The 24173-nt window shown below is 64.9% G+C and carries 26 protein-coding genes; 9 read left to right on the top strand and 17 right to left on the bottom strand.

The annotated features are described in order from the left end of the window. Positions 1-5: 5 nt before the first annotated feature. The 15 genes from OZ411_RS06475 to OZ411_RS06545 all read right to left on the bottom strand — a co-directional run bounded on the left by OZ411_RS06475 (position 6) and on the right by OZ411_RS06545 (position 14120). On the bottom strand, positions 6-1319 hold the full coding sequence (locus tag OZ411_RS06475; RefSeq protein ID WP_282527245.1) for an adenylate/guanylate cyclase domain-containing protein: 1314 nt from the start codon (positions 1317-1319) through the stop codon (positions 6-8). Between the two features lie 45 nt (positions 1320-1364). Next, positions 1365-2531: an ABC transporter permease gene (locus OZ411_RS06480; RefSeq protein ID WP_282527246.1), complete on the bottom strand. Its 1167-nt coding sequence runs from the start codon at positions 2529-2531 to the stop codon at positions 1365-1367. 5 nt (positions 2532-2536) lie between these two features. Beyond that, on the bottom strand, positions 2537-3484 hold the full coding sequence (locus OZ411_RS06485) for an ABC transporter ATP-binding protein (RefSeq protein ID WP_282527247.1): 948 nt from the start codon (positions 3482-3484) through the stop codon (positions 2537-2539). After that, entirely contained in the window at positions 3481-4266 is a 786-nt protein-coding gene (locus OZ411_RS06490; RefSeq protein WP_282527248.1) for an efflux RND transporter periplasmic adaptor subunit, read from the bottom strand. The genes OZ411_RS06485 and OZ411_RS06490 overlap by 4 nt, the downstream gene beginning before the upstream one ends. Further along, positions 4263-4976: a TetR/AcrR family transcriptional regulator gene (locus OZ411_RS06495; protein WP_282527249.1), complete on the bottom strand. Its 714-nt coding sequence runs from the start codon at positions 4974-4976 to the stop codon at positions 4263-4265. Before OZ411_RS06495 ends, OZ411_RS06490 begins: the two co-directional genes overlap by 4 nt. A gap of 288 nt (positions 4977-5264) precedes the next feature. Beyond that, a complete protein-coding gene (adhP, locus tag OZ411_RS06500; RefSeq protein ID WP_130580262.1) occupies positions 5265-6290 on the bottom strand; it encodes an alcohol dehydrogenase AdhP in 1026 nt (341 codons plus the stop codon). A 224-nt stretch (positions 6291-6514) separates the two neighbouring features. Continuing rightward, positions 6515-6907, bottom strand: a complete 393-nt coding sequence (locus tag OZ411_RS06505) for a DUF4189 domain-containing protein (protein ID WP_245476376.1) — start codon at positions 6905-6907, stop codon at positions 6515-6517. A gap of 327 nt (positions 6908-7234) precedes the next feature. Beyond that, positions 7235-8839, bottom strand: a complete 1605-nt coding sequence (locus tag OZ411_RS06510) for a molybdopterin-binding/glycosyltransferase family 2 protein (RefSeq protein WP_282527250.1) — start codon at positions 8837-8839, stop codon at positions 7235-7237. After that, the gene (locus OZ411_RS06515; RefSeq protein WP_282527251.1) at positions 8836-9537 is read right to left on the bottom strand and encodes an XdhC family protein; all 702 of its coding nucleotides are present in this window, start codon (positions 9535-9537) and stop codon (positions 8836-8838) included. The genes OZ411_RS06510 and OZ411_RS06515 overlap by 4 nt, the downstream gene beginning before the upstream one ends. A gap of 2 nt (positions 9538-9539) precedes the next feature. Beyond that, on the bottom strand, positions 9540-9863 hold the full coding sequence (locus OZ411_RS06520) for an XdhC family protein (RefSeq protein ID WP_027582816.1): 324 nt from the start codon (positions 9861-9863) through the stop codon (positions 9540-9542). Positions 9864-9876: 13 nt separating this feature from the next. Beyond that, on the bottom strand, positions 9877-11079 hold the full coding sequence (locus OZ411_RS06525; RefSeq protein ID WP_130580259.1) for a VWA domain-containing protein: 1203 nt from the start codon (positions 11077-11079) through the stop codon (positions 9877-9879). Positions 11080-11197: 118 nt separating this feature from the next. Further along, a complete protein-coding gene (locus OZ411_RS06530) occupies positions 11198-12106 on the bottom strand; it encodes a MoxR family ATPase (protein ID WP_130580258.1) in 909 nt (302 codons plus the stop codon). A gap of 37 nt (positions 12107-12143) precedes the next feature. After that, positions 12144-12950: a xanthine dehydrogenase family protein subunit M gene (locus OZ411_RS06535; protein WP_130580257.1), complete on the bottom strand. Its 807-nt coding sequence runs from the start codon at positions 12948-12950 to the stop codon at positions 12144-12146. A 51-nt stretch (positions 12951-13001) separates the two neighbouring features. After that, complete coding sequence (locus tag OZ411_RS06540) at positions 13002-13487, bottom strand: (2Fe-2S)-binding protein (protein WP_130580256.1); 486 nt, start codon at positions 13485-13487, stop codon at positions 13002-13004. A 186-nt stretch (positions 13488-13673) separates the two neighbouring features. Further along, positions 13674-14120 carry a carbon monoxide dehydrogenase subunit G gene (locus tag OZ411_RS06545; protein WP_130580255.1) on the bottom strand — a complete coding sequence of 149 codons (447 nt, stop codon included), beginning with the start codon at positions 14118-14120 and terminating at the stop codon, positions 13674-13676. A gap of 190 nt (positions 14121-14310) precedes the next feature. Between OZ411_RS06545 and OZ411_RS06550 the strand changes: the two genes are divergently transcribed. From OZ411_RS06550 to OZ411_RS06560, 3 genes are all read left to right on the top strand, one after another. Beyond that, positions 14311-15669 (top strand): 3-carboxy-cis,cis-muconate cycloisomerase, encoded by a 1359-nt coding sequence (locus tag OZ411_RS06550; protein WP_282527252.1) that lies wholly within the window; start codon positions 14311-14313, stop codon positions 15667-15669. 29 nt (positions 15670-15698) lie between these two features. Beyond that, on the top strand, positions 15699-16481 hold the full coding sequence (gene pcaD / locus OZ411_RS06555) for a 3-oxoadipate enol-lactonase (RefSeq protein ID WP_282527253.1): 783 nt from the start codon (positions 15699-15701) through the stop codon (positions 16479-16481). 105 nt (positions 16482-16586) lie between these two features. Then, entirely contained in the window at positions 16587-16979 is a 393-nt protein-coding gene (locus OZ411_RS06560) for a carboxymuconolactone decarboxylase family protein (protein ID WP_282527254.1), read from the top strand. On the opposite strand, the gene OZ411_RS06565 is transcribed toward OZ411_RS06560, so the two are convergent. Together OZ411_RS06565 and OZ411_RS06570 are read right to left on the bottom strand one after the other, a co-directional pair. Then, a complete protein-coding gene (locus tag OZ411_RS06565; RefSeq protein ID WP_282527255.1) occupies positions 16959-17486 on the bottom strand; it encodes a hypothetical protein in 528 nt (175 codons plus the stop codon). The two genes, OZ411_RS06560 and OZ411_RS06565, sit on opposite strands and share 21 nt — an antisense overlap. A 191-nt stretch (positions 17487-17677) precedes the next feature. Beyond that, complete coding sequence (locus tag OZ411_RS06570; RefSeq protein ID WP_282527256.1) at positions 17678-17863, bottom strand: hypothetical protein; 186 nt, start codon at positions 17861-17863, stop codon at positions 17678-17680. Positions 17864-18131: 268 nt separating this feature from the next. On the opposite strand from OZ411_RS06570, the gene OZ411_RS06575 reads away from it, so the two are divergent. The 6 genes from OZ411_RS06575 (at position 18132) to OZ411_RS06600 (ending at position 23892) form a co-directional block, all read left to right on the top strand. Then, positions 18132-19049, top strand: coding sequence for a branched-chain amino acid ABC transporter permease LivH (locus OZ411_RS06575; RefSeq protein ID WP_282527257.1), 918 nt, complete (start codon positions 18132-18134; stop codon positions 19047-19049). An 11-nt stretch (positions 19050-19060) separates the two neighbouring features. After that, entirely contained in the window at positions 19061-20386 is a 1326-nt protein-coding gene (gene livM / locus OZ411_RS06580; RefSeq protein ID WP_282527258.1) for a high-affinity branched-chain amino acid ABC transporter permease LivM, read from the top strand. Beyond that, entirely contained in the window at positions 20383-21216 is an 834-nt protein-coding gene (locus tag OZ411_RS06585) for an ATP-binding cassette domain-containing protein (protein WP_282527259.1), read from the top strand. The genes livM and OZ411_RS06585 overlap by 4 nt, the downstream gene beginning before the upstream one ends. Positions 21217-21344: 128 nt before the next feature. Next, a complete protein-coding gene (locus OZ411_RS06590) occupies positions 21345-21881 on the top strand; it encodes an endonuclease domain-containing protein (protein ID WP_282527272.1) in 537 nt (178 codons plus the stop codon). Beyond that, entirely contained in the window at positions 21878-22612 is a 735-nt protein-coding gene (locus tag OZ411_RS06595; protein WP_282527260.1) for an ABC transporter ATP-binding protein, read from the top strand. The genes OZ411_RS06590 and OZ411_RS06595 overlap by 4 nt, the downstream gene beginning before the upstream one ends. 161 nt (positions 22613-22773) lie before the next feature. Next, positions 22774-23892 (top strand): branched-chain amino acid ABC transporter substrate-binding protein, encoded by a 1119-nt coding sequence (locus OZ411_RS06600; protein WP_282527261.1) that lies wholly within the window; start codon positions 22774-22776, stop codon positions 23890-23892. The last annotated feature ends 281 nt before the right edge of the window (positions 23893-24173 follow it).

A 24173-nucleotide genomic window follows, 5' to 3' on the forward strand; every position in this document is an offset into this window, starting at 1 on the left:
TCCTCCTATCCCAGTTGCCACACCGCAACCGGCTTCTCGTAACCGCGGATCGGCACCTCACCGCGCGGCACCGCATCGTGCGCCGCCTCGCCGAGCGCCTCGCGTACTTCGGACGAGATCAGGAACTGCGAGTTCAGCTCCTTGTTGAGCGCCTCCAGCCGCGCCGCAAAATTCACGGTGTCGCCGATCACCGTATATTCCTTGCGCCTGGGTGAGCCGATACTGCCGGCGACGACCTCGCCGATATGGATGGCGATGCCGATGCGCAGCGGCCAGCTCGTGGTCTTGTTGGTGTGCTCATTGGCGATCAGCATCTCGCGCGCCGCAGCCACCGCCTGATACGCGGCGTCGTCGGCTTCAAGCGGCGCGCCGAACAGCGCGAGGAAGCCGTCGCCCAGAAACTTGTTCACGATGCCGCCATGGCGGTCGAGGATATCGACCAGCACGGCAAAGGCGCCGTCGAGCCGGTCGACCACCTCCTGCGGCGAGCGCGTCCGCGCGCCCGCGGTGAAACTGCGGAAATCGACGAACATCACAGCGACGCGGCGGATATCGCTGTCGGTCGACGCGCCCTCCGTCATCAGCCGCTCGACAACCTGCGGCGAGACGTGCTGGCCGAACAGATCGGTGATGCGGTCGCGCGCGGTGGCAGCCGCGATGCTGGCCGCAAACTGCCGCCGCAACTGGACGCCGACCGCGCCCGCAAGCATGCCGCAGATCAGCACGATGAAGCTGCGCGCCGCATGATAATAAAGGTTCGGCTCCGGATCGGTGCCGCCGTTCGGATGAAAGAACATCGCCAGATAGAATAGCTGTGCCGCGGCAACGAACCCGGTGAAGGTCGAGAGCCAGAAATCCAGCCGCAGTGTCGAGAGGATGATGAAGATGAAATAGAGGAACGGTGCCGCGAATCCGAGCGCAGCGACCGATCCCATGCTCTGGATATGCAACGCCAGCGCGACCGTCGGTAACGAGGTCTCGATCAGCGCGCCGATGTAGCGCCGCACCACGGGCAGGTCGCGACCGTTCCGCATATGTCGGGTGATCGCGCCATGCACCCACAATTCGAACAGGATAAACGGCAAGGTGATGTAAAAGATAAATGATACCCTGAGATTGCCGTGCCAGACACGGCTTACGGCCTCGGGCGCAAGGAAGTCGATGCCCAACCCGATGAGGGCAAGCACCACCGCTGTCCCGATCAGCGCCTTGATCCGGAGCAGCTCGGTCGTCATCACCTCGTGCATCAGCGCCTGGTGGAAATCGGCGGATACCGCCGAAGCCTGCCCGTCTGTCTTCCTGCCCCAGAATCCGGCCATGCCCTTGCCCTGGAATGACGCCGATTAATCGGACTGAATATAGCCTCAATCGAGCGTGCGACGGAAGCGTGTCACGGCGATCGTCATCGCCACCAGCATCAGTACAATGAGTGCAATCGTGTCGTATTGCAGGTTGGCAAGGCCGGCGCCCTTCAGCATGATGGCGCGGACGATGCGGATGTAATGGGTCAGCGGCAGGCCCTCGCCGAGATATTGCGCCCATAGCGGCATGCCCGCGAACGGAAACATGAAGCCGGAGAGCAGGATGCTCGGCAGAAAGAACATCATCGAGAGCTGCATCGCCTGCAACTGGTTCTGCACGATGGTGGAGAACGTATAGCCGATCGACAGATTGGTGGTGATGAACAGCGTGGTCAACGCGGCCAGCAGGAGCACGCTGCCGAGGATCGGCACGCCGAACAGCAGCACGCCGATGCCGACGATCAGCGAGGCCTGCACGAAACCGACGATGACATATGGAATGATCTTGCCGAACATCACCTCCACCGGCTTGATCGGCATCGACAGCAGGCTCTCCATCGTGCCGCGCTCGATCTCGCGCGTCACCGACAGCGCGGTGAAAATCAGCATGGTCATGGTCAGGATGGTACCGACCAGGCCGGGCACGATGTTGAGCCGCGACTCGGCGGCCGGGTTGTAGCGGGCGTGCGTCCTGATCTCGAACGGCATGTCCGGGGGATCGCCGACGTGCAGATCGTGCGCCAGCGCGGTCTGCACCAGGGCGCCGAGAGCGCCGAGCGCCGCGCTTGACGCGATCGGATCGGTCGCGTCGGCCGCGACCAGCAGCGCCGGCCTGTCGCCGCGCCTGACCGCACGCTCGAAGCCGCGCGGGATCTCGACGCCGAACAGCACCTTGCCGGATTTCAGGAGGTCGTCGAACTCGGCGACATCGTGCACCTCGCGGGTGAAGCGGAAATAGGCGGTGTTTTCCATCGCCTTGAGGATCGAACGCCCGAGATCGCTGTCCTCCTGGATCAGCACCGCCGTCGGCAGATGGCGCGGCGTGGTGTTGATGGCGTAGCCGAACAGCAGAAGCTGCATCACCGGGATCATCACGATCATGGCGAAGGAGACGCGGTCACGGCGGAGCTGGATGAATTCCTTCACCAGCATCGCATAGCTGCGCCGCCAGAAGCCGAAGGCCGGCTCCCTTGCCTCGACCATAGGATGGACTGCGTCGATCGCGCTCATTGGAATTATCCCTGGAAATTATCCTTGGAACGCCCCATGAGATCGATGAAGACGTCTTCGAGCGACGGCTCGCTGTCCTGCCAGTGCCAGCGCGGATCGTCGCGATAGGATGCAACGGTCGCGTCCAGCGCCGCCTTGTCGCGGCCGGACACATGCAGGCTGGTGCCGAACGGCGCCACCATGTCGATGCCGCCCTTGCCGGTGAGCTCGGCGGTGAGGACGTTGAGATCGTCGCCGGTCACCGTATAGGTCGAGAGCGCCGAGCCCGCGATCACCTCTTCCACCGTCCCATGCGCCAGGAGATGGCCATAGGCGATGTAGGCGATCTCATGGCAGCGCTCGGCCTCGTCCATGTAGTGCGTGGAGACCAGCACGGTCAGGCCGTCGGCGGCGAGCGCGTGGATCTCGTTCCAGAAATCGCGCCGCGCCTTGGGGTCGACGCCGGCGGTCGGCTCGTCGAGCAGCAGAAGTCTCGGATTGGGCAGCGTGCAGGCGCCGAGCGCAAGCCGCTGCTTCCAGCCACCGGAGAGATTGCCGGCAAGCTGCTCCTCGCGGCCCTTCAGCCCGATGCGCGCGATCATCTCGCGCGTCGCACTCCGTGCGTCAGGAAGGCCGTAGAGCCGCGCGACGAATTCCAGATTCTCGCGCACCGAGAGATCCTGGTACAGGCTGAAGCGCTGGGTCATGTAGCCGACCAGGCGCTTGATGCGGTCGGCATCGCGGCGGATATCGTAGCCGAGGCAGGTGCCGTTGCCGCTGTCGGGCGTGAGAAGTCCGCAGAGCATGCGGATGGTCGTGGTCTTGCCGCTGCCGTTCGGCCCGAGGAAGCCGTAGATCGTGCCGCGCCTGACCTGCATCGACAGATCATGCACGACCTCGCGGCCGCCGAACGATTTGGTCAGGCCATGGACATCGATGGCGATGTCGGGCGTATGGTTTGCAACCGTGCTCATCGCCGATCCGCCACCGGCGTCTTCGGATTGAGATAGACGCTGATCGGCTGTCCGACGCGCAAGGCATCGGGCCGGCTCGGCCGCGCCTGGATCAGGTAGACCAGCTTGTTGCGCTCATCGAGGCTGTAGATCACGGGCGGCGTGTATTCCGCCGTGGTCGCGATGAAATAGATCTTCGCCGTGAGATCGGCAGCGCAATTGTCGCAGACGACGCGCACCTGGTCCCCGATCGAAAGCTTCGGCAGTTCGGCCTCGGGCACGAAAAAGCGCAGCTTCATGTTGCCCGGCGGCATGATCGAGAGCACCGGCCGCTGCGCCGCCACCATCTCGCCCTCGCGGAAATAGATCTGCTGGATGGTGCCGGCGACCGGTGCAAAGCCCTTGCGCCGCGCCAACCGCGTCTCCGACGTGTTGACCTTTGCCTCGGCCACGCGCAGCGCCGAGACGGCGGCGTCAAGATTGGCCTGCGTGCCTGCGCCCGTCCCGCGCAAGGAAGCGGCGCGGTCATAGGTCTGCTGCGCATTGGCAAGCGTGGCCTTGTTCTGGTTGAGATCGGCCTGCTGCAGGTCGTCGTCGACGGAGTAAAGGAGATCGCCGACCTTCACCTCGTCGCCTTCGCGCACGTTGAGCTTGACTACGCGGCCGGCTTCATCCGGGCTGACGAAGATCATGTCGGCCTCGACCCAGCCCTGGAAGCCGGGATCGCGGCGCTCCTGGCAACCGGCCAGTGCCGCCGCCAGCGCCACCATCGCCAGTATCTTCACCAGGCGCGACGAAGTCATGTCGTCCTCCGCTCGCCGAAGATCAGATCGAGATGAACACGAAACATCTCGATCGCATCCAGTGGCGAATGCCGGCTGAACAGGCTCTGCCAGATCACCGCGATCAGTGCCGGCGCGATCATGATCTGCGGGTAGCGCGCCAATTCCTTGTTGCGGATCTCGCCGCGCGTGATCCCAAGCTCGATCAGGGCGCGCATGCCGGCCATCCCGCGCGAGACCACTTCACGGAAATAGAAGTCGGCGATTTCGGGAAAGCGCGGGCCCTCGCTGACGATCAAGCGCACGATGTCGCCGCGCGACGTGGAAGCGACCTCCCGGATAAACATTTGCGCAAAGCCTTCCACCGCCTCGCGCACTGATCCATGCAGCGGCGCCGGCGATGCCATGCGGTCGATCAGCGGCACCAGCGCAGTGCGGATCAATTCCTCGAACATCGATTCCTTGTCCTTGAAATGCAGGTAGATCGTGCCCTTGGCGACGCCGGCGCGCTTGGCGATGTCGTCGAGCCGGGTCGCGGCAAAGCCGCGCGCGACGAACTCTTCCATCGCCGCCTCCACAATCGCAGCCCGCCGCTCCGCCGCTCGCTCGGCGCGGTTCGCCCCGCCGCCTGCGATCTTCGGCGAGACCACTTTTGACACTTTGGCGCGCGCCGCCGTGCTGGCGGGTCGGCAGGCCTTGGATGGAATGGATGGTTCGGGGCACTGTTTCATGATCAGATCATGACTGACTGGTCAGTCATTGTCAAGATAAGCTTTCGGTCCGTAGCCCGGGTGGAGCGGAACGCGTAACCCGGGGAAATCTGTATCCGCAGCGGTGCCGGTTCCCAGGTTACGCTGACGCTCCACCCGGGCTACGAGGCTAGCCCCGGGTGGAGCGGAACCCGTCATTCCGGGGGCGTGCGCAGCACGAACCCGGAATCCATCGTGCCACGAGAGCAAGCGGAGAAATGGATTTCGGGCCTGCGCCTTCGGCGCATCCCGGAATGACGAGGATGGGCCCTAACCGAACTCCAGCACCATGCGGCCGTCGATCTTTCCGGATTTCATCCGGTCGAAGATGTCGTTGATCTTCTCGAGCGGCGCCTTGTTGATCTCGGCGTGCACCTTGCCGTCGGTTGCGAAGGCGATGGCTTCGTCGAGATCGCGGCGGGTGCCGACGATCGAGCCGCGCACGGTGATGCGCTTCAAGACGACGTCGAAGATCGGGGTCGGGAATTCGCCCGGCGGTAGGCCAACGAGGCTGACCGTCCCCTTGCGGCGGACCATCTTGAGCGCCTGCGCGAACGCGGCCGTCGACACCGCCGTCACCAGCACGCCGTGCGCCCCTCCCCCGGTCGATGCCAGCACCTTCTCCACCGCCCTGTCGGACAGCGCATTGACGGCAAGATCCGCGCCGGTGGTGCGTGCAAGCTCGAGCTTGTCCTCGGCGATATCGACCGCGGCAACCTTGAGCCCCATTGCCTTGGCATATTGGATGGCGACATGGCCGAGCCCGCCGACGCCGGAGATGACGACCCACTCGCCCGGCCGCGCTTCAGTCTCCTTCAATCCCTTGTAGGTCGTGACGCCCGCGCACAGGATCGGCGCCACCTTTGCGAAATCAACATTGGCCGGCAATCGCGCGGCGAAGGCGGCCGACGCGATCACATATTCGGCGAAGCCGCCGTTCACGCTGTAGCCGGTGTTGTGCTGGTGCTCGCACAGGGTTTCCCAACCGGTCTCGCAATATTCGCAGCGCATGCAGGCGTCATGCAGCCAGGCGACACCGACGGCGTCACCGACTTTGAGATTGGTCACGCCCGGGCCGAGTGCCGCGACAATGCCGGCGGCCTCATGGCCAGGAATGAACGGCGGAACCGGCTTCACCGGCCAGTCACCGGATGCGGCGTGCAGATCGGTGTGACACACGCCGCAGGCTTTCACCTTGACCAGAACTTCGCCCGGCCCCGGTTCCGGCACCGGCACATTCTCGATCTCGAGTGGCTTGCCAAAATTTCGGACAACAGCGGCTTTCATGGTCGGCATCTGTCTACTCCTTCGCTTTGGAACGCAGACTAGCGGTGACCGCCCTCTCGCCTTTTGATCGGTGTCAAAGGGCGCGCCGAATGTGCGCGCGCGACAGCGCGATGACAACTGCGACAATCTGTAGCCCGGGTGGCGAAGCGCAACCCGGGAAGCTGCACCAGCGGTTCAAGCGCCCCGGGTTACGCTTCTCGCTCCACCCGGGCTACGACGCTACAACGGCCGCGCTAACCCTTGGCGTCGCAGGCCCAGGCGCGGATCACGCATTCCTTGCCGCCATATTCGTAGCACTTGCGCGTAGCGGCGTTGAGTGAGCGCGAGATCTTCGGCTCCACCGCGTAGCCGTGGGCGCCGCAGGGATTCATCATGTCGATGGAGAGCGCAGCGCAGGCACGCTTCATCGTGACGGTGGTGCACTCGCCCTTGCATTGCTTCAGCGCCGCGGCGCGCGCCTCTGCTTCGGCGGCATAGTCGTAAGCCTGGCCATAGGCGCCGCATTTGCCGACCGCAAAGGCACCCGCCGCCCAGCTCTCGGTGATGAAACGCGTAGCAGCCAACAGCAGCGTCAGCGCAAGAATGAACAACGCGCGGCGTTGCGCGCGCCTCGTCGAGACGATCACTTTCCCCACCCCCAAGACAGCCGGCGGAACTCTAGCCGCCGGACGTTTCCACTTGGTGAACGGGAGGTTGAGAGCGGCGCAAATCGCCGCAACCGTCATTGCGAGCGCAGCGAAGCAATCCATGCCTCCGCAAGCGGCAAGATGGATTGCTTCGCTCCGCTCGCAATGACGAGGAGAGAGCGAAGACCCGCACGTGATTGCATAGGGTGGGCAAAGCGGAGCGTGCCCACCATCAAGAGCAGAGCGTGTGTTGCTGGGCACGCGGAGCCTGTCATCGCGCGCGCGTTCGCGCGACCCGTTGGCTTTGCCCACCCTACGCAGCGGCGCTTATCCGCCGCGCGCGGCTTCGAGGGCTTGCGGGGTGTCGATGTCGAGGAAGGCGCTCTGGCCGTCGACGGGGACTTCGGCCACGGCTTCGGCGTGCTTGGCGATCAGGTGGCGGGCACCGATGTCGCCATCGAGCGTCATCAATTCCTTGAAGAAGCGCCGCGACCACAGCACGGGATTGCCGCGCCTGCCTTCGCTGACCGGCACCGCGATCAAATGACCGCGGTCGGGCGCAAAGGTCTCGATCAGCCGGTCGATCAAGGACGCGTCGATCAGCGGCATGTCGCCGAGGCAGATCACGGCGCCGTCGACGCTATCGGACACTGCGGAGATGCCCGCCTTCACCGAGCTTGCGAGCCCGCCGGCAAAATCCGGATTGCGCACGAATTTCACCTTCAATCCCTGCAGCGCCTGCTCGACCAGTTCGGCCTGATGGCCGGTGACGACGATCACCTCCGAGGCCTTCGAGGCCAGCGCCTGCTCGGCCGCAATGCGCGCGAGCTTCTTGCCGCTGATCTCCGCGAGCAGCTTGTTGGGGCCCCCCATCCGCGTCGAGCGGCCGGCGGCGAGTACGATGGCTGCGACGTTGCGATTGCCTTCGGTGTCGGAGCCCGTGCGTGGCTGCGGCCGCGTCACGATCTCCATCAAGAGCCCGCCGACGCCCATGCCGGTGAGCTCGGCCCGCGTGACCTTGATCCCTGCAAGCAGGCGCATCAGCACCCAGTCAAATCCGTTCTCGACCGGAGAGCGCGCGCAGCCGGGCGCACCCAGCACCGGCACCTTCCCTGCGCTGCCGATCAGGAGCAGATTGCCCGGATCGACCGGCATGCCGAAATGCTCCACCGCGCCGCCGATCCCGGTGATCGCCGCCGGGATCACGTCACGCCGGTCGGCGATCGCGGAAGCGCCGAACACGATCACGAGCTCAGCGCCAAGCGCGAGCAATTCCTTGATCGAGGCGGCCAGCACCTTCTCTTCGTGGGGCACGCGGCGCTCGGCGATGATGCTGGCGCCGGCGGGCGCGAGCCGCTCGGTGGTGACGCGCAAGGTCTTCTCGATCACCTTCAGCGACAGGCCGGGCAGCATCGTGGAGACCACGCCGACCTTCTTGATGACGTAAGGCGCAACGCGCAGCGTCTCGCGGCCGGCCACCGCGACCGCGGCGTCGCGCAAGCGCGATTCGACACCAAAAGGAATAAGCTTGACGGTGGCGATCATCTCGCCTTCGACCACCGGCTTGAAGGCGGTCAGCGTGGCGAGCGTTATCGCCTCGTCGACGTCGTTGATGCGATCGACCGCGGCGCGGTCAACCACCAGCACGCCGGCGCGTCCCGCGAACAAATTGGCACGGCCGGTAAAGGCGCGTTCGACATTGACGCCATCGCCGGCAATGGCCTGCGCGATGCTGGCCGCGGCAACATCTTCGGAGACGTCGCCCTCATCGAGCCGCACGACGACGATTTCCTTCACTCCGGCCTTGTTCAAGGCTTCCACTTCGGCAGGGCCGATCGTGGTGCCCTTCTTCAGCACCAGCGATCCCTGCCGCAGTGTGTGAACGGTGACGCCGCCAATCGCGTCACGCGGACTGGCAGGCCCGAACTTCATGCTGCAACTTCTTTCTCTTTCGGCGGCAGCCGCAGCGTCGCGGTGATCTCCGCCATGATGGCGACCGCGATCTCCGACGGCGATACCGCACCAATGTCGAGCCCGATCGGCGCATGGATGCGCGCGATGTCGCTCTCCTTTGCCCCTTGCGCGCGCAACCGTTCGCCGCGCTTGGCATGTGTCTTCCGAGAGCCGAGCGCCCCGATATAGAAGCACTCGCGCTCGAAGGCGTGCAGCAGCGCGGGATCGTCGATCTTGGGATCGTGCGTCACCGCGACGAAAGCGGTGTAGTGATCGACATTGAGCGGCGGCAGCGCGACGTCAGGCCATTCCGCGACCAGGGGCACGTCGGGAAAGCGCTCGGGACTCGCAAACGCCGTACGCGGATCGACGACGGTGACGTCATAATCCAGCGACCGCGCCAGCGGCGCCAGCGCCTGGCTGATATGGACGGCCCCGATGATCACGAGCTTTGCGGTCGGCGCGTAGACGTTGAGGAACAGCTTGTTGCCGCCGACCTCGACGTTGGTGCTCTTGCCCATCCGCAATGCCTTGGAAAGCTCGGCGTTGAGCGGATCGGCAGCAAAGTCCTTTGCCTTGACCAGGCGCTGCTCGCCATTGGCGGTGTCAGTGATGACGATCACCGGGCGCCGCGCGGCGCGCTCGGCATTCAGCTCTCTCAGCGTTTCGAGCTTCACGGCTAGCCTACCTTCTCGACGAAGACGCGAATGGTGCCGCCGCAGGACAGGCCGACATTCCAGGCAGTCTCGTCAGCCACGCCGAATTCGAGCATCCTCGGCTGGCCGCTCGAGATCACGTCGAGCGCCTCGGTCACCACCGCGCCCTCAACGCAGCCGCCGGAGACCGAGCCCAGGAATGTGCCCTCGTCGTTGATGACGAGGCTCGAGCCGGCTGGACGCGGCGCCGAGCCCCAGGTCTCCACCACGGTGGCCAGCGCCACCCCGTGGCCGGCCTTCTGCCAGTCCTCAGCCGCCTTCAGGATGTCTTCGTCGCGATTGAGCATTTGAAAACCCTCTTCAAGCTACGGAGCGGATCAGGCTGCGATGATGAGGCGGTGGCGGGGCCGAAAGCGCCTCGATCAGCCCCTTGATGGAACTCAAGTTATGCACCGGGCGGAATTCGTCAACGTGGGGCAGCATCATTTTGATGCCCTGCGCCTTGGGCTCGAAGGCGCTGTAGCGCAGTAGCGGGTTGAGCCAGATCAGGCGGCGGCAGGAACGATGCAGCCGGTCCATTTCGAAGGCGAGCTTGGCGTCCGCCTCGCGCTCCAGCCCGTCGGAGATCAGCAGCACGATCGCGCCCTGCCCCAGCACCCGCCGGGCCCACAGCTTGTTGAACGTATGCAGCGAGGTCGCGATCCTGGTGCCGCCGGCCCAGTCCTCGACGCTCGAGGAGCAGCTTGCCAGCGCCTCGTCCGGATCGCGCTGGCGGAGCGCCCGCGTCACGTTGGTCAGTCGGGTGCCGAACAGGAACACCGAGACGCGCTTGCGCGCGTCGGTGATGGCATGCAGGAAATGCAGGAACAGGCGGGTATATTCGCTCATCGAGCCGGAGATATCGAGCAGCGCCACGATCGGCGCCGGCTTGTCGATGCGGCCGAGCTTGCGGATGTCGACGATCTCCCCGCCGGTGCGCAAGGAATTGCGGATGGTGCGGCGCATGTCGAGCCGGAGGCCGCGGGCGTCCGGCCGGTAGCGGCGCGTCTCCAGCTCGGCCTGCGGCAACCTCATCTTGGCGATGGCGCGGGTGACCTCGGCGATCTCGGCCGCGCTCATCTGCGCAAAGTCTTTCTTCTGCAATATCTCGCGGTCGGAGACTGAGAGCTTGAGTTCCTGCGCCTGCTCCTGCGGCCGCTCCTCCCGGCTCGCGGGCTGCGACAGCGCCTCCTGCACACGCCGCGAGGCCGGCGGCGGCTTCTTCTTGGCGTGGTCCGGCAGCGGCACCGAGTCCAGCATGCTCTTCCATTCCTCCGCGGCGCGGAAGAACAGGTCGAAGGCCTGGGCAAAGATCAGCGCGTGCTCATGGCGCTTGACGAAGATCGCCTCCAGCGTGGCGTAGAAATCGGCGCGGCTGCCGACTTCGATGAGCTGCAGCGCATTGAGCGCATCGATCACCGAGCCCGGTCCGACCGGCAGCCCGGCCGCCCGCAACGCACGGGCAAAGCCGACGACATTGTCGGCCATGTGCCCGGTCGGCGGCGCAAGGTGGTTGATGGGCATCTATTCTCAACTCGTCATTCCGGGGCACGCGAAGCGTGAACCCGGAATCTGGAGATTGCGGCGCGAGGTTCCGGGTTCGCTACGCGCGCCCCGGAACGACGGAAGCGCGCGCGAGCGATCACGTCTCGCTCGTCGCTTCCTTCAAAACCTTCTGCAGCGTGTCGCCCTGCATGCGCGCGATGTCGTCCTGGTACTTCAGGAGCGCACCGAGGGTGTCGCCGACCACTTGCGGCGTCAGCGAGCGGGCATCGAGCTCAGAGAGCGCGGTGGCCCAGTCGATGGTCTCGGCGACGCCGGGCGACTTGTAGAAATCCTGGTCGCGCAGCGCCTGCACGAAGCGCACCACCTGCTGCGACAGCTTGGCCGAAATGTTCGGCACCCGCGACTTGACGATCGCCAGCTCGCGCTCGGCTGTGGGATAGTCGACCCAGTGATAGAGACAGCGCCGCTTCAGCGCGTCATGGATCTCGCGGGTGCGGTTGGAGGTGATGATCACGATCGGCGGCGCCGGCGCCTTCACGGTGCCAAGCTCGGGGATCGTCACCTGGAAGTCCGACAGGATCTCCAGAAGATAGGCCTCGAACGCCTCGTCCGCGCGGTCGAGCTCATCGATCAGGAGCACCGGCGGGCCGGCGACGTCAGGCTCCAGCGCCTGCAGCAGCGGCCGCTTGATCAGGAAACGTTCGGCAAAGATGTCGCTCGCAAGCTGGTCGCGGTCGGTATCTCCGGAGGCTTCCGCGAGGCGGATCGCGATCATCTGCGCCGCGCTGCTCCACTCGTAGACCGCGGAGGCGACGTCGAGACCCTCATAGCATTGCAGGCGGATCAGCTTCCGCCCGAGCGCTGAAGACAGCACCTTGGCGATCTCGGTCTTACCGACGCCGGCCTCGCCCTCCAGGAACAACGGCCGGCCCATGCGCAGCGCGAGATAGGTCACGGTCGCGAGCGACCGCTCGGCGAGATAGCCGCGCGAGGTCAGGAGCTCGAGCAGCACATCGACGGATTTCGGGAGCGCCGATGCGGTCATGGGAAAGCCGGTGTTGGAGCCAAAGCAGCCTGCACTATCACGCTTTAGCGTTAGCAGCTTCGACCGCCCGGCGCGCCAGCACCCCGATCAAATGCGCGCGATATTCGGCGCTGCCATGCAGGTCGCTGTTCAGCCCTTCCGGCGGCACGTTGATTCCCTCCAGCACCTTGGGGGAGAAGCGCTTCTGCAGGGCCTCCTCGAAAGCGGTGACGCGGAACACGCCGTCCGAGCCGGCGCCGGTGACGGCAACGCGGACGTCCGACGGCCGCCGTGCCACGAACACGCCGACCAGCGCATAGCGCGAGGCCTGGTTGCGGAACTTGACGTAAGCCGCCTTCTTCGGAACCGGAAACTGCACCTTGGTGATGATCTCGTCGGCTTCGAGCGCGGTCGAGAACAGGCCCTGGAAGAACTCTTCCGCCTTGAGCCGCCGCTTGTTGGTGACGATGGTCGCGCCCAGCGCCAGCACGGCGGCCGGATAGTCCGCGGTCGGGTCGTTGTTCGCCAGCGAGCCGCCGATGGTGCCGCGATGGCGCACGGCGGGATCGCCGATCCCACCTGCGAGGTCGGCGAGCGCCGGGATCGCCTCGCCGACGACGGCGGAGCTGGCGACCTCGGCATGCTTGGCGGTAGCGCCGATCGCGAGCGCGCGGCCCTTCATCTCGATGGTGTCGAGGCCCTCGACATGGGAGAGGTCGACGAGATGCGGCGGGCTCGCGAGCCGCTGCTTCATCACGGGCACCAGCGTGTGGCCGCCGGCGATCAGCTTGGCGTCCTCGTTCTTCACCAGCAGATTGGCGGCCTGTCGCACGGTCGCCGGACGATGATATTTGAATTCATACATTGGAATGTCCCGGAATTTTCAAACCGCGATCGCGATATAATGCGCTGAGGTTCACGCGAGATCGGACTTCGCCATCGCCTTCGCGCCGGCGGCGATCGAGGCGACGATGTTCTGATAGCCGGTGCAGCGGCACAGATTGCCTTCGAGCTCTTCGCGGATCACCTCGTCGGAGAGGTCGTTACCCTTGCGGTGCACCATGTCGACGGCGGTCATGATCATGCCGGGCGTGCAGAAGCCGCACTGCAGGCCATGATTCTCGCGGAACGCTTCCTGCATCGGATGGAGCGGCCCGCCATCCGGCGCCAGTCCCTCGATGGTCTTGACGTCATGGCCGTCGGCCATCACCGCAAGCGTGGTGCAGGATTTCACGGCCTTGCCGTCGAGATGCACGACGCAGGCGCCGCATTGCGAGGTGTCGCAACCGACATGGGTCCCGGTCAACCGCAGGTTTTCACGAAGGAATTGGACGAGAAGGGTACGGGGGTCGACGTTAGCGGTGACGGGATTGCCGTTCACGATCAGGGAAATCTTGGCCATCAGCACTCTCTTGATCTGCTCTGCCGCATATCGACAGAACAGGCGTTTATAACCGTTCCAAAGCCATAATATGGGCCATCACCGCAATGGGCAACCTCGCCGCTCGCATGGCCGGATGACCGAGCGTTGTTCTGGCGCCATTGTGCAGCGCCGTCAGTCTTTATCTTAGAGACGGCCGTGTCAGTGTCAGCCTTGCACGGCCTTGGCGAAATTCGCGAAGAACTCATCGGCCAGTTTCTTGGCCGCGCCGTTGATCAGGCGCTGGCCGAGCTGGGCGAGCTTGCCGCCGATCTGCGCCTCGACATTGTAACTCAGGAGTGTGCCGCCATCCTTCTCGGCAAGCGCGACCGTCGCGCCGCCCTTGGCGAATCCGGCAACCCCGCCCTCGCCTTCGCCCGAGATCTTGTAGCCGTTGGGCGGATCGAGATCGGACAGCATGACCTTGCCCTTGAAGCGCGCCGAGACCGGGCCGACCTTCATCTTGGCAACCGCGCGAAAGCCGTTGTCCTCGGTCTTCTCCAATTCCTCGCAGCCGGGGATGCAGACCTTCAACACCTCGGGATCGTTGAGCTTGGCCCACACGGCCTCGCGCGGCGCCGCAAGCTGGACCTCGCCGTTCATCGTCATTGCCATGAGAGCCTCCGCGATCGCATCAAACCAACACCCAAGTAAAGCACAGCCGCCACAAAGGAAAGACCGGCATCCGACCACGAGCGATGCATATTCGCAGCGCAGCAAAACGGAGGCCACCCTTGTGACGACGCCGGGCTCAATCCAGAAGGGCCATTGGCAGCGGCGGCCGACAATGATTAGGTCGCGCGCGATGAGCACATCCCTTTCCCCGCTGCTGGCACCGATGCTGTCAAGCGCCGCGATGCGCGCGGTGTGCGACGACGCTGCCACCTTGCAGAATATGCTCGATTTCGAGGCAGCACTGGCGCGCGCCGAAGCAGCGGTCGGCGTGATTCCGAATGCCGCTGCCGGCCCGATCGGCACGGCCTGCAAAGCCGAATCATTCGACCGCGCGGCACTCGCGGAAGCCGCTGTTCGGTCAGGCAACCTGGCTATTCCGCTGGTCAAGGCGCTCACCGCCGAGGTCGCCAAAGCCCATAAGGAAGCCGCGCGCTATGTGCATTGGGGCGCGACCAGCCAGGACGTCATCGACACCGCGACGATGCTCACCTTGCGCGCCGGCATCGATGTGTTGCTGGCCGAACTCGATCGGGCCATCGCGGGCTTTGCCAAACTCGCCCGCCAGCATCGCGACACGGCGGTGGTCGCGCGCACCTGGCTGCAGCACGCGCTGCCGATGCCGTTCGGCCTCAAGCTCGCCGAATATGCCGCAAGCCTGCACCGCTCGCGCAAGCGCCTGCAGCGTCTGCGCCGCGAGGCGTTGGCCCTGCAATTCGGCGGCGCGGCCGGGACGCTGGCTGCGCTCGGCGACAAGGGCATGGCGGTCGCCGAAAAGCTGGCGCAGGAACTCGACCTGCCGCTGCCGGAGGCCCCCTGGCACACCCACCGCGACCGCATCGCGGAAATCGCCTCCGCCTTTGCCATCATCGCCGGTAGCTGCGGCAAGATCGCCCGCGACGTGTCGCTGATGATGCAGACCGACGTCGCCGAGGCATTCGAGCCGTCGGGCGAAGGCCGCGGCGGCTCCTCCACCATGCCGCACAAGCGCAATCCCGTTGCTGCCGCAACCGCACTCGCCGCCGCCACCATGGCCCCCAATCTCGCCGCGACGATCCTTGCCGCGCAGGTCCAGGACCATGAGCGCAGCGCCGGGCCGTGGCACGCGGAATGGCCGACCTTGCCGACGCTGATGCTGGTCACCTCAGGCGCGCTCGCCGCCACCGTCGAACTCGCCGAGGGCCTGGAAGTCGACGCCGCGCGCATGCGCGTCAACCTCGATGCGACCAAGGGGCTGATCATGGCCGAAGCGGTGTCGATGGCGCTCGCCGAAAAGCTCGGCAAGAGCGAAGCGCATCATCTGATCGAAGCCGCCAGCAAGAAAGCCGTCGCCGAGCAGAAGCACCTGCGCGACGTGTTGAAGTCCGATCCACGGATCACCGCGCAGCTTGCCGCGGACAGAATCGAAAAACTGTTCGAGCCGATGTCCTACCAGGGCGTCTCGCAGGCCCTGATCGACCGCCTGCTCGCCTCGCTCAAGGATTTGTCGTAAGACGGGAAAGAAATGAGGGAACGCAGACCATGCCGATGATCGACGCCGACGGATGCCTACTCAACGTCCAGGTGGAAGGCCGCGATGGCGGACCGACGCTGATGCTGTCGAATTCGCTGGGCTGCACGTTGCAGATGTGGGAACCGCAGATGAAGGCGCTGACGCAGGTGTTCCGCGTCATCCGCTACGACCGGCGCGGCCATGGCAAGTCGCAGGTCCCTCCCGGCCCCTATTCGATGGAGCGTTTCGGCCGCGACGTGCTGGCGATCCTCGACGATCTCAATATCGAGAAGACGCATTGGTGCGGCCTGTCGATGGGCGGCATGGTCGGGCAATGGCTAGGGGCCAACGCGCCCGAACGCTTCGGCAAGATCATCCTCTCCAACACCGCCTGCTACTACCCGGACCCGACCAACTGGCACAACCGCATCAAGGCCGTGAAGGAAGGCGGCCTCGCCGCGGTCGCCGACACCGTGATCGCGGGCTGGCTGACGGCCGATTTCCGCGAGCGCGAGCCGCAGATCGCAGCCCGGATGAAAGCGATGCTGTTGGCCTCGCCTGCCGAGGGCTACATCGCCTGCTGCGAAGCCTTGAGCACGCTCGACCAGCGCGAGCTGCTGCCTGACATCAAGAGCCCGACGCTGGTGATCGCCGGCCGTCACGACATGGCAACGCCGATCGCCGCGGGCGAATACATCCGCAGCCGCATCCCCGGTGCGAGCATGACGATCCTCGATGCCGCGCATATCTCCAACGTCGAGCAGTCGCACGCCTTCACCGAAGCCGTGGTCGGCTTCCTGACGCAACGCTAAACGAGTGCCGTCATTGCGAGCGAAGCGAAGCAATCCATAGTGCCGCTTGTGGAGATGTGGATTGCTTCGTCGCTTCGCTCCTCGCAATGACGGGAGGAGACAATCATGGACGACGACAAGCGCCGCGACGAGGGCATGACCCAGCGCCGAAAAGTGCTCGGCAATGAATGGGTGGACAAATCGATTGCCAACCGCAACGCCTTCAACACCGACTTCCAGGACCTGATCACGCGCTATGCCTGGGGCGATATCTGGACGCGGCCGCATTTCGACCATCGCACGCGGCGCGTGCTTGTCATCGGCACCATGGTCGCGCTTGGGCAGTGGGACGAATTCCGCCTGCATGTGCGCGCAGCCCTCACCGAAGGCGGCTTTTCGCCCGACGACATCAAGGAGATCCTGCTGCAGCAGGCGATCTATTGCGGCGTGCCGGCCGCCAACCATGCGGTGAAGGAAGCCTCCGCGATCGTCGCGGAACTAGGGTTGCTGAAGAGATAGTTCGCCGGCGGGCACGCTCGCATCAACATTGTTGCGCACTTCGGCCACCCGCGGCGCGGCGCCCTCGACCAGCAGCACGATGCCGATGCCGAGCAGCATCAACAGTTCGGTCGCATGCAGCCGCAGCGCCTCGGCCTCGCCGACCACGGACGCGGCCAGCATGCTGACGAAGCTGAGCACGCTGCCGAGCACGAGCGCCATGCCGAGCGTCTCATCGCCGCCGCCGCGCTCGCGGACCGAGCGAAGCGAAAGCAGCACCAGGTACAGCGCGAAAAAGGCAACCGTGGTGATCCGCACGAGCGCCAGCAGCCAGGCGACACGCACGCTCGCCACGCCCGACAGATGCAGATGATCGCTGATAAAGAACCCGATCGACACGCTCGGCCGTTCATAGAGACCGCGGACCGGCGAGGCCATGATCTGGAAGGCGATGCTGGTCCAGGCCGGGATGAAATAGGCGGCAAGCAGCGCGCCGCTGAATGAGCTGATCCGCCAGTTCGTCGACATCTGCCGCTCCCTGCTGTTCCGCTCGCCGACGCCGCGATGGCGGTTTGGGACGAGGTAACTTCGTTGGAACTGAAGCGGCAATCTAAACCCTTTGTTAACCTTAATTGGGGCGGCCGCCGCTGTGGACAGCGTCCAAAAGAAAGTCCCGCCTTTCGGCAGGACCTTCCTTTTGCTCTCGCTTGGACGGGAAACTAGCGCCCTTGGCCGGGGTTCTGGCCTTGGCCGGGATTCTGGGCAGGATTCTGGCCCGGGTTCTGGCCCTGACGGTTCGGGTCCTGCTGCTGCTGGCCGGGCTTGCTGCCGCCGCCCTGCTGCTGACCGGGCTTCTGGCCCGGATTTTGATTCTGCTGACCCGCGTTCTGGTTCTGATAGGCCATTCGCAATCTCCCTGGTTGGACCTGGTCCCTTCGAACCAGGCACGGGGCCAACGCGGGAACCAGGACGCCGTTTCGGCGGGAACCGTCACGTCACGGTGAGGCAAATGCTGGATCGGGAACCGATGGCAAAACTACCTCTGTACAAGCCCTTGATGCCGCAGCTCCCGCTGTTGCCGCCCAAGGGGTTCCACTGTTAGAAAATGATACGACGCGTCGGACAAGGCTGCCGGGAGCCCTCGCCGCGTCGCTCTCTCACAAGCGGCAGCGCATGGATTATTTCGCCCAGCAACTCATCAACGGCCTCGTGCTCGGCTCGATCTACGGGCTGATCGCGATCGGCTACACCATGGTCTATGGCATCGTCGGCATGATCAATTTCGCCCATGGCGACATCTTCATGATCGGCGGTTTCATCGCGCTGATCTCATTTTTGGTGCTGGTCTCGCTCGGCCTCACCGCGATCCCGCTGGTGCTGTTCGTCGTGCTGCTGGTGTCGATGGCGATCACCGCGCTTTATGGCTGGACGGTGGAGCGCATCGCCTACCGACCTCTAAGGCATTCGTTCCGTTTGGCGCCGATGCTGTCGGCGATCGGCATGTCCTTCGTACTGACGAATTTCTCACAAGTCGCGCAAGGTGCGCGCGTCAAACCGGTGCCGCCGATCATCACCGGCGGCTACACGCTGCATGAGGGCGCAAGCGGCTTCATGGTGCAGCTCTCGAATATCCAGATCATCGTCGTGCTCGCCACCGTGGTGCTGCTCGCGCTGTTCACCTGGCTGGTGTCGCGCACGCGGCTCGGGCGCGACATGCGCGCCTGCGAGCAGGACCAGACCATGGCGGCGCTGCTCGGCGTCGACGTCGACCGCACCATCTCCATGACCTTCGTGATCGGCGCCGCGCTCGCCGCCGTCGCCGGCATGATGTACCTGCTCTATTACGGCCTGGTCGATTTCTTCATGGGCTTCGTCGCCGGCATCAAGGCCTTCACCGCGGCGGTCCTCGGCGGCATCGGCTCGCTGCCCGGCGCGATGCTGGGGGGACTTGCGATCGGGCTGATCGAGACGTTCTGGTCGGCCTATTTCTCGGTCGAGTACAAGGACGTCGCCGCCTTCTCCATCCTGATCGTGGTCTTGATCTTCCTTCCGACCGGCCTGCTCGGCCGGCCTGAAGTCGAAAAAGTCTGACGGGCGGCCGCGTGACCGCGTCAGCGCTCGAGAAGAAACCGGCGTCGCGCGCGAGCGGCGCCGCCTTCATCCTCAAGAAGGCCACGATCAGTGCCCTCGTCGCGCTGGTGCTGTTCTCGCTGATGATCGGCGTCCGCACCGAGGCCGGCCCGCAGGGCGGGCTGATCTACTGGACGCGGTTCGGCGATCTCGCCGCCATCGTCGCCGCCGTGTTCGGCGGCAGCATCGTCATCGAGCTGCTGCGGCAATGGTGGGGGCCCACCGACAAGGTCCGTGTCGTTCCACCAGCGGTGCAACATGCGCTGTCGCTCGCCGGACGTCTGATCGCGCCGGCGCTGCTGATCTTCACCTTCCTGGTGCCGGTGATCTTCTATGATCAGCGCTACATCCTCGATCTCGCGATCCTCGTGCTCACCTATGTGATGCTCGGATGGGGATTGAACGTGGTCGTCGGCCTCGCCGGCCTGCTCGATCTCGGCTATGTCGCCTTCTACGCCGTCGGCGCCTATTCCTACGCGCTGCTCGCCACCAATTTCGGACTGTCGTTCTGGGTCTGCCTGCCGCTCGCCGGCATCCTTGCGGCGTTCTGGGGCGTGCTGCTCGGCTTTCCCGTGCTCAGATTGCGCGGCGACTATCTCGCGATCGTGACGCTGGCCTTCGGCGAAATCATCCGCCTCGTCATCATCAACTGGCAGAGCCTCACCGGCGGGCCGAACGGCGTCTCCGGCATCCCGCGGCCGACCTTGTTCGGCATTCCGCTCACGCCAGGTGAAGACGGGCTGGCGGCGCGGCTCGGCATCGAGTTCTCGCCGACGCATCGCATCGTCTTCCTGTTCTACGTGATCCTGGCGATGGCGCTGCTGACCAACTGGGTGACGATCCGACTGCGCCGCCTGCCGATCGGCCGCGCCTGGGAGGCGTTGCGCGAGGACGAAGTCGCCTGCCGCGCGCTCGGCATCAACACCACCACGACCAAGCTCACCGCCTTTGCCACCGGCGCGATGTTCGGTGGCTTTGCCGGCGCGTTCTTTGCGACGCGCCAGGGCTTCATCAGCCCGGAATCCTTCACCTTCCAGGAATCCGCGCTGGTGCTCGCCATCGTCGTGCTCGGCGGCATGGGCTCGCAGCTCGGCGTGGCGCTGGCTGCGCTGGCGATGATCGGCGGCTTCGAGCTGTTCCGCGGCCTCGACCAGTACCGCATGCTCGTATTCGGGATGGCGATGGTGCTGTTGATGATCTGGCGGCCGCGCGGATTGATCGGCCATCGTGCGCCCACCGTCTATCTCGAGCGCAACCAGGCGATCTCCTCCGACCTCGTCAAGGAGGGGCACGGATGAGCGGCGGGACCATCCTCTCCGTCGATGGCCTGTCGATGCGGTTCGGCGGCATCGTCGCCGTGAACAATCTCTCCTTCGATGCCGGACGGCGCAAGATCACCGCGCTGATCGGCCCGAACGGCGCCGGCAAGACCACCGTCTTCAACTGCATCACCGGCTTCTACAGGCCGAGCGGCGGCTCGATCGCGCTGACCCATGACGACGGCAAGACGATCCAGCTCGAACGCCTCAACGATTTCCGCATCTCCAAGCAGGCGCGTGTGGCGCGCACCTTCCAGAACATCCGCCTGTTCCCGGGCATGACTGCGCTGGAGAATCTGATGGTGGCGCAGCACAACGCACTGATGCGCGCCTCCGGCCTGACCTTCCTCGGCCTGATCGGCGCGCCATCCTGGCGCAGCGCGGAAGCACGCGCGATCGAGCTGGCGCGCACCTGGCTTGTGCGCATCGGCCTGCTCGACCGCGCCGACGATGCCGCCGGCAACCTTCCCTACGGCGACCAGCGCCGGCTCGAGATCGCGCGCGCGATGTGCACTGAGCCTGCGCTGCTCTGCCTCGACGAGCCGGCCGCCGGCCTCAATGCGCGCGAGAGCGCCGCGCTAAGCGAGCTGCTGCTCTCGATCCGCTCGGAACTCGGCACCTCGATCCTCTTGATCGAGCACGACATGTCCGTGGTGATGGAGATTTCCGACCACGTCGTGGTGATGGATTACGGCGTCAAGATCGCCGAGGGAACCCCAGCGGCCGTGCGCGACGATCCCAAGGTGATCGCCGCCTATCTCGGCGCCGACGAGGAAGAAGCCATCGCCGTCATGGAGAGCGGCACGTGATCGCGCCCGACGAGAAGCCTCCCACCTCCCCCTGCAAGGGGGAGGTCGACCGCGAAGCGGGCGGGTGGGGGTCTCGCTTTTCCCGCACGAAAGATATGACCGCAAGAGCGCGGTCCCTCCGCGCCAACATGACCGACGCGGAATTACGGCTGTGGCGTGCCCTGCGTCGCGACCAGCTCAACGGCCTCTCGTTCCGAAAGCAGCATCCCATCGGCCCATACACGGTCGACTTCTATTGCTCGCGTCTCCGCCTCGCCGTTGAGGTGGACGGCGGACAGCATGCTGAAGAACGCAAAAAGGCCGCCGATCGGCGAACGCGGTGGCTTGCCGAGAAAGGCGTCACCGTTGTGCGCTACTGGAACAATGACGTGTTGTCGAATTTGGAGGGCGTGCTCAGCGATCTTCTCGCGCACACCGAGAGGCTGGCGCAAGCGGAGACAACCCCCACCCCAACCCTCCCCCTTTCAGGGGGAGGGAGAAGCGAGCGCTCGCCCTCTCACCTCCCCTTGAAAAGGGGAGGTCGGTTTGCGCGACAGCGCAAACCGGGTGGGGATCAACTCTCTCCACACGCGCCTGTGCCCGGGGCTGACCCCCACCCCACCCTCCCCCTTTCAGGAGGAGGGAGAACTGACAGCGCGCCCGACGACGAACGGAGCGGGTCATGACCTCTCCCCTGCTCGCGATCCGGGGCCTGCGTGCGGCGTATGGAAAGATCGAGGCGCTGAAGGGCGTCGATCTTGAGATCAATGCCGGCGAGATCGTTGCGCTGATCGGGGCCAATGGCGCCGGCAAGTCGACGCTGATGATGACGATCTTCGGCAAGCCGCGCGCCCGCGCCGGCGCGATCGAATTCGATGGCGACGACATCACCGGCGTGCCGACGCACGAGATCGCGCGGCTTAGGATCGCACAGTCGCCCGAGGGACGCCGGATCTTTCCGCGCATGAGCGTCGCGGAAAACCTGCAGATGGGCGCTGACGTGACCGAGTGCAGCGAAGCGGAACGCGCGGCCGTGCTGGAACGCGTGTTCACGCTGTTCCCCCGGCTCAAGGAACGCGTCAACCAGCGTGGCGGCACGCTCTCCGGCGGTGAGCAGCAGATGCTGGCGATCGGCCGCGCGCTGATGAGCCGTCCGCGCCTGTTGATGCTGGATGAGCCTTCGCTCGGCCTCGCGCCGCTGATCGCACGCCAGATCTTCGACGCGATCCGCACCCTGAACCGCCAGGATGGCCTGACCGTCCTGATCGTCGAGCAGAATGCCAACCACGCGCTGAAACTCGCCCATCGCGGCTACGTCATGGTCAACGGCCTGATCACGCTGTCTGGAACCGGCAGCGAGCTGTTGCAGCGCCCGGAGATCCGCGCTGCCTATCTGGAAGGCGGACGGCGGGGCTAAGCCTTTTGGACCCCATCCTGCGGCAAGATGCTGCGAAGGGACCGTGCATTTGCCTGAAAAATGCCGATGACTTCACGGCAAATTCAGTCGACAATGCCTTCGGTTTCGCATCCGGCGGCGCGCCGGATGCCTCCCTTAAGCGATGACCACGGGGACTCCACATGAAATCACTCAAGCTGATCGGCCTGGCATTCGGCGCATCGCTCGCACTGTCGGCGAGCGCATTCGCGCAGGACATCACCATCGCAGTGGCTGGCCCGATGACCGGCTCCGAATCCGCGTTCGGCCGGCAGATGAAGAACGGCGCCGAACAGGCGGTCGCCGATCTCAACGCCGCAGGCGGCGTGCTCGGCAAGAAGCTCAAGCTTGAGGTCGGCGACGATGCCTGCGACCCCAAGCAGGCACGCTCGGTCGCGGAAAAACTCTCCAGCGCGCGCATTCCCTTCGTCGCCGGTCATTTCTGCTCGTCGTCGTCGATCCCGGCCTCCGAGGCCTATGCCGACGGCAACACGCTGCAGATCACGCCAGCCTCGACCAACCCGCTGTTCACCGAACGCAAGCTCTGGAACGTCGCACGCGTCTGCGGCCGTGACGACCAGCAGGGCCTGGTCGCCGCCGAATACATCATCAAGAATTTCAAGGGCAAGAACGTCGCGATCCTGAACGACAAGACCACCTACGGCAAGGGCCTCGCGGACGAGACCAAGAAGGCGCTGAACAAGGCCGGCTTCCAGGAGAAGATGTTCGAGTCCTACAACAAGGGCGACAAGGATTTTAACTCCATCGTCTCGCGGTTGAAGCGCGACAATATCGATCTCGTCTATGTCGGCGGCTACCACCAGGAGGCCGGCCTGATCCTGCGCCAGATGCGCGACCAGGGCCTGCAAACGGTGCTGATGGCGGGCGATGCCATGAACGACAAGGAGTTCGCCTCGATCACCGGCCCCGCCGCCGAAGGCACGCTGTTCACCTTCGGCCCCGATCCCCGCAACAAGCCGACCGCGAAAGCCATCGTCGAGAAGTTCAAGGCCAAGAACATCGATCCCGAAGGTTACACGCTCTACACCTATGCCGCGATGCAGGTGTGGTCGCAGGCCGTCGCCAAGGTCGGCTCGACCGATCCGAAGAAAGTGATGGACGCGATCAAGGCCGGCGAGTGGGACACCGTGCTCGGCAAGATGGCCTTCGACGCCAAGGGCGACATCAAGGCGATCGACTACGTCGTCTACAAGTGGGACGCCAAGGGCAACTACACCGAAGTCAACCCGAAGGGGTCGTAGGGCTCACGGACTGCTCGCCGCAACTACCGCCGTCATTCCGGGGCGCGCGTAGCGCGAGCCCGGAATCCATCGGGCAGCATGCGCAAGTGGCAAAATGGATTCCGGGCCCGTCCTTCGGACGCCCCGGAATGACAATGTGCATGATGCCCGAGCCATGCAAAAATTGCCCGTCGTGCAAATCACCCAAAAGTCTGTCCAGACTGTCACCGAAAAATATTCCGCTTTCGCCGTCGGGCAAATCAGTGATTTAACTCCGCGCGTCTCACGGCGGATGAGGGGCG

It is taken from the genome of Bradyrhizobium sp. Arg237L (genome assembly GCF_029990105.1).
Classification (GTDB): Bacteria; Pseudomonadota; Alphaproteobacteria; order Rhizobiales; family Xanthobacteraceae; genus Bradyrhizobium.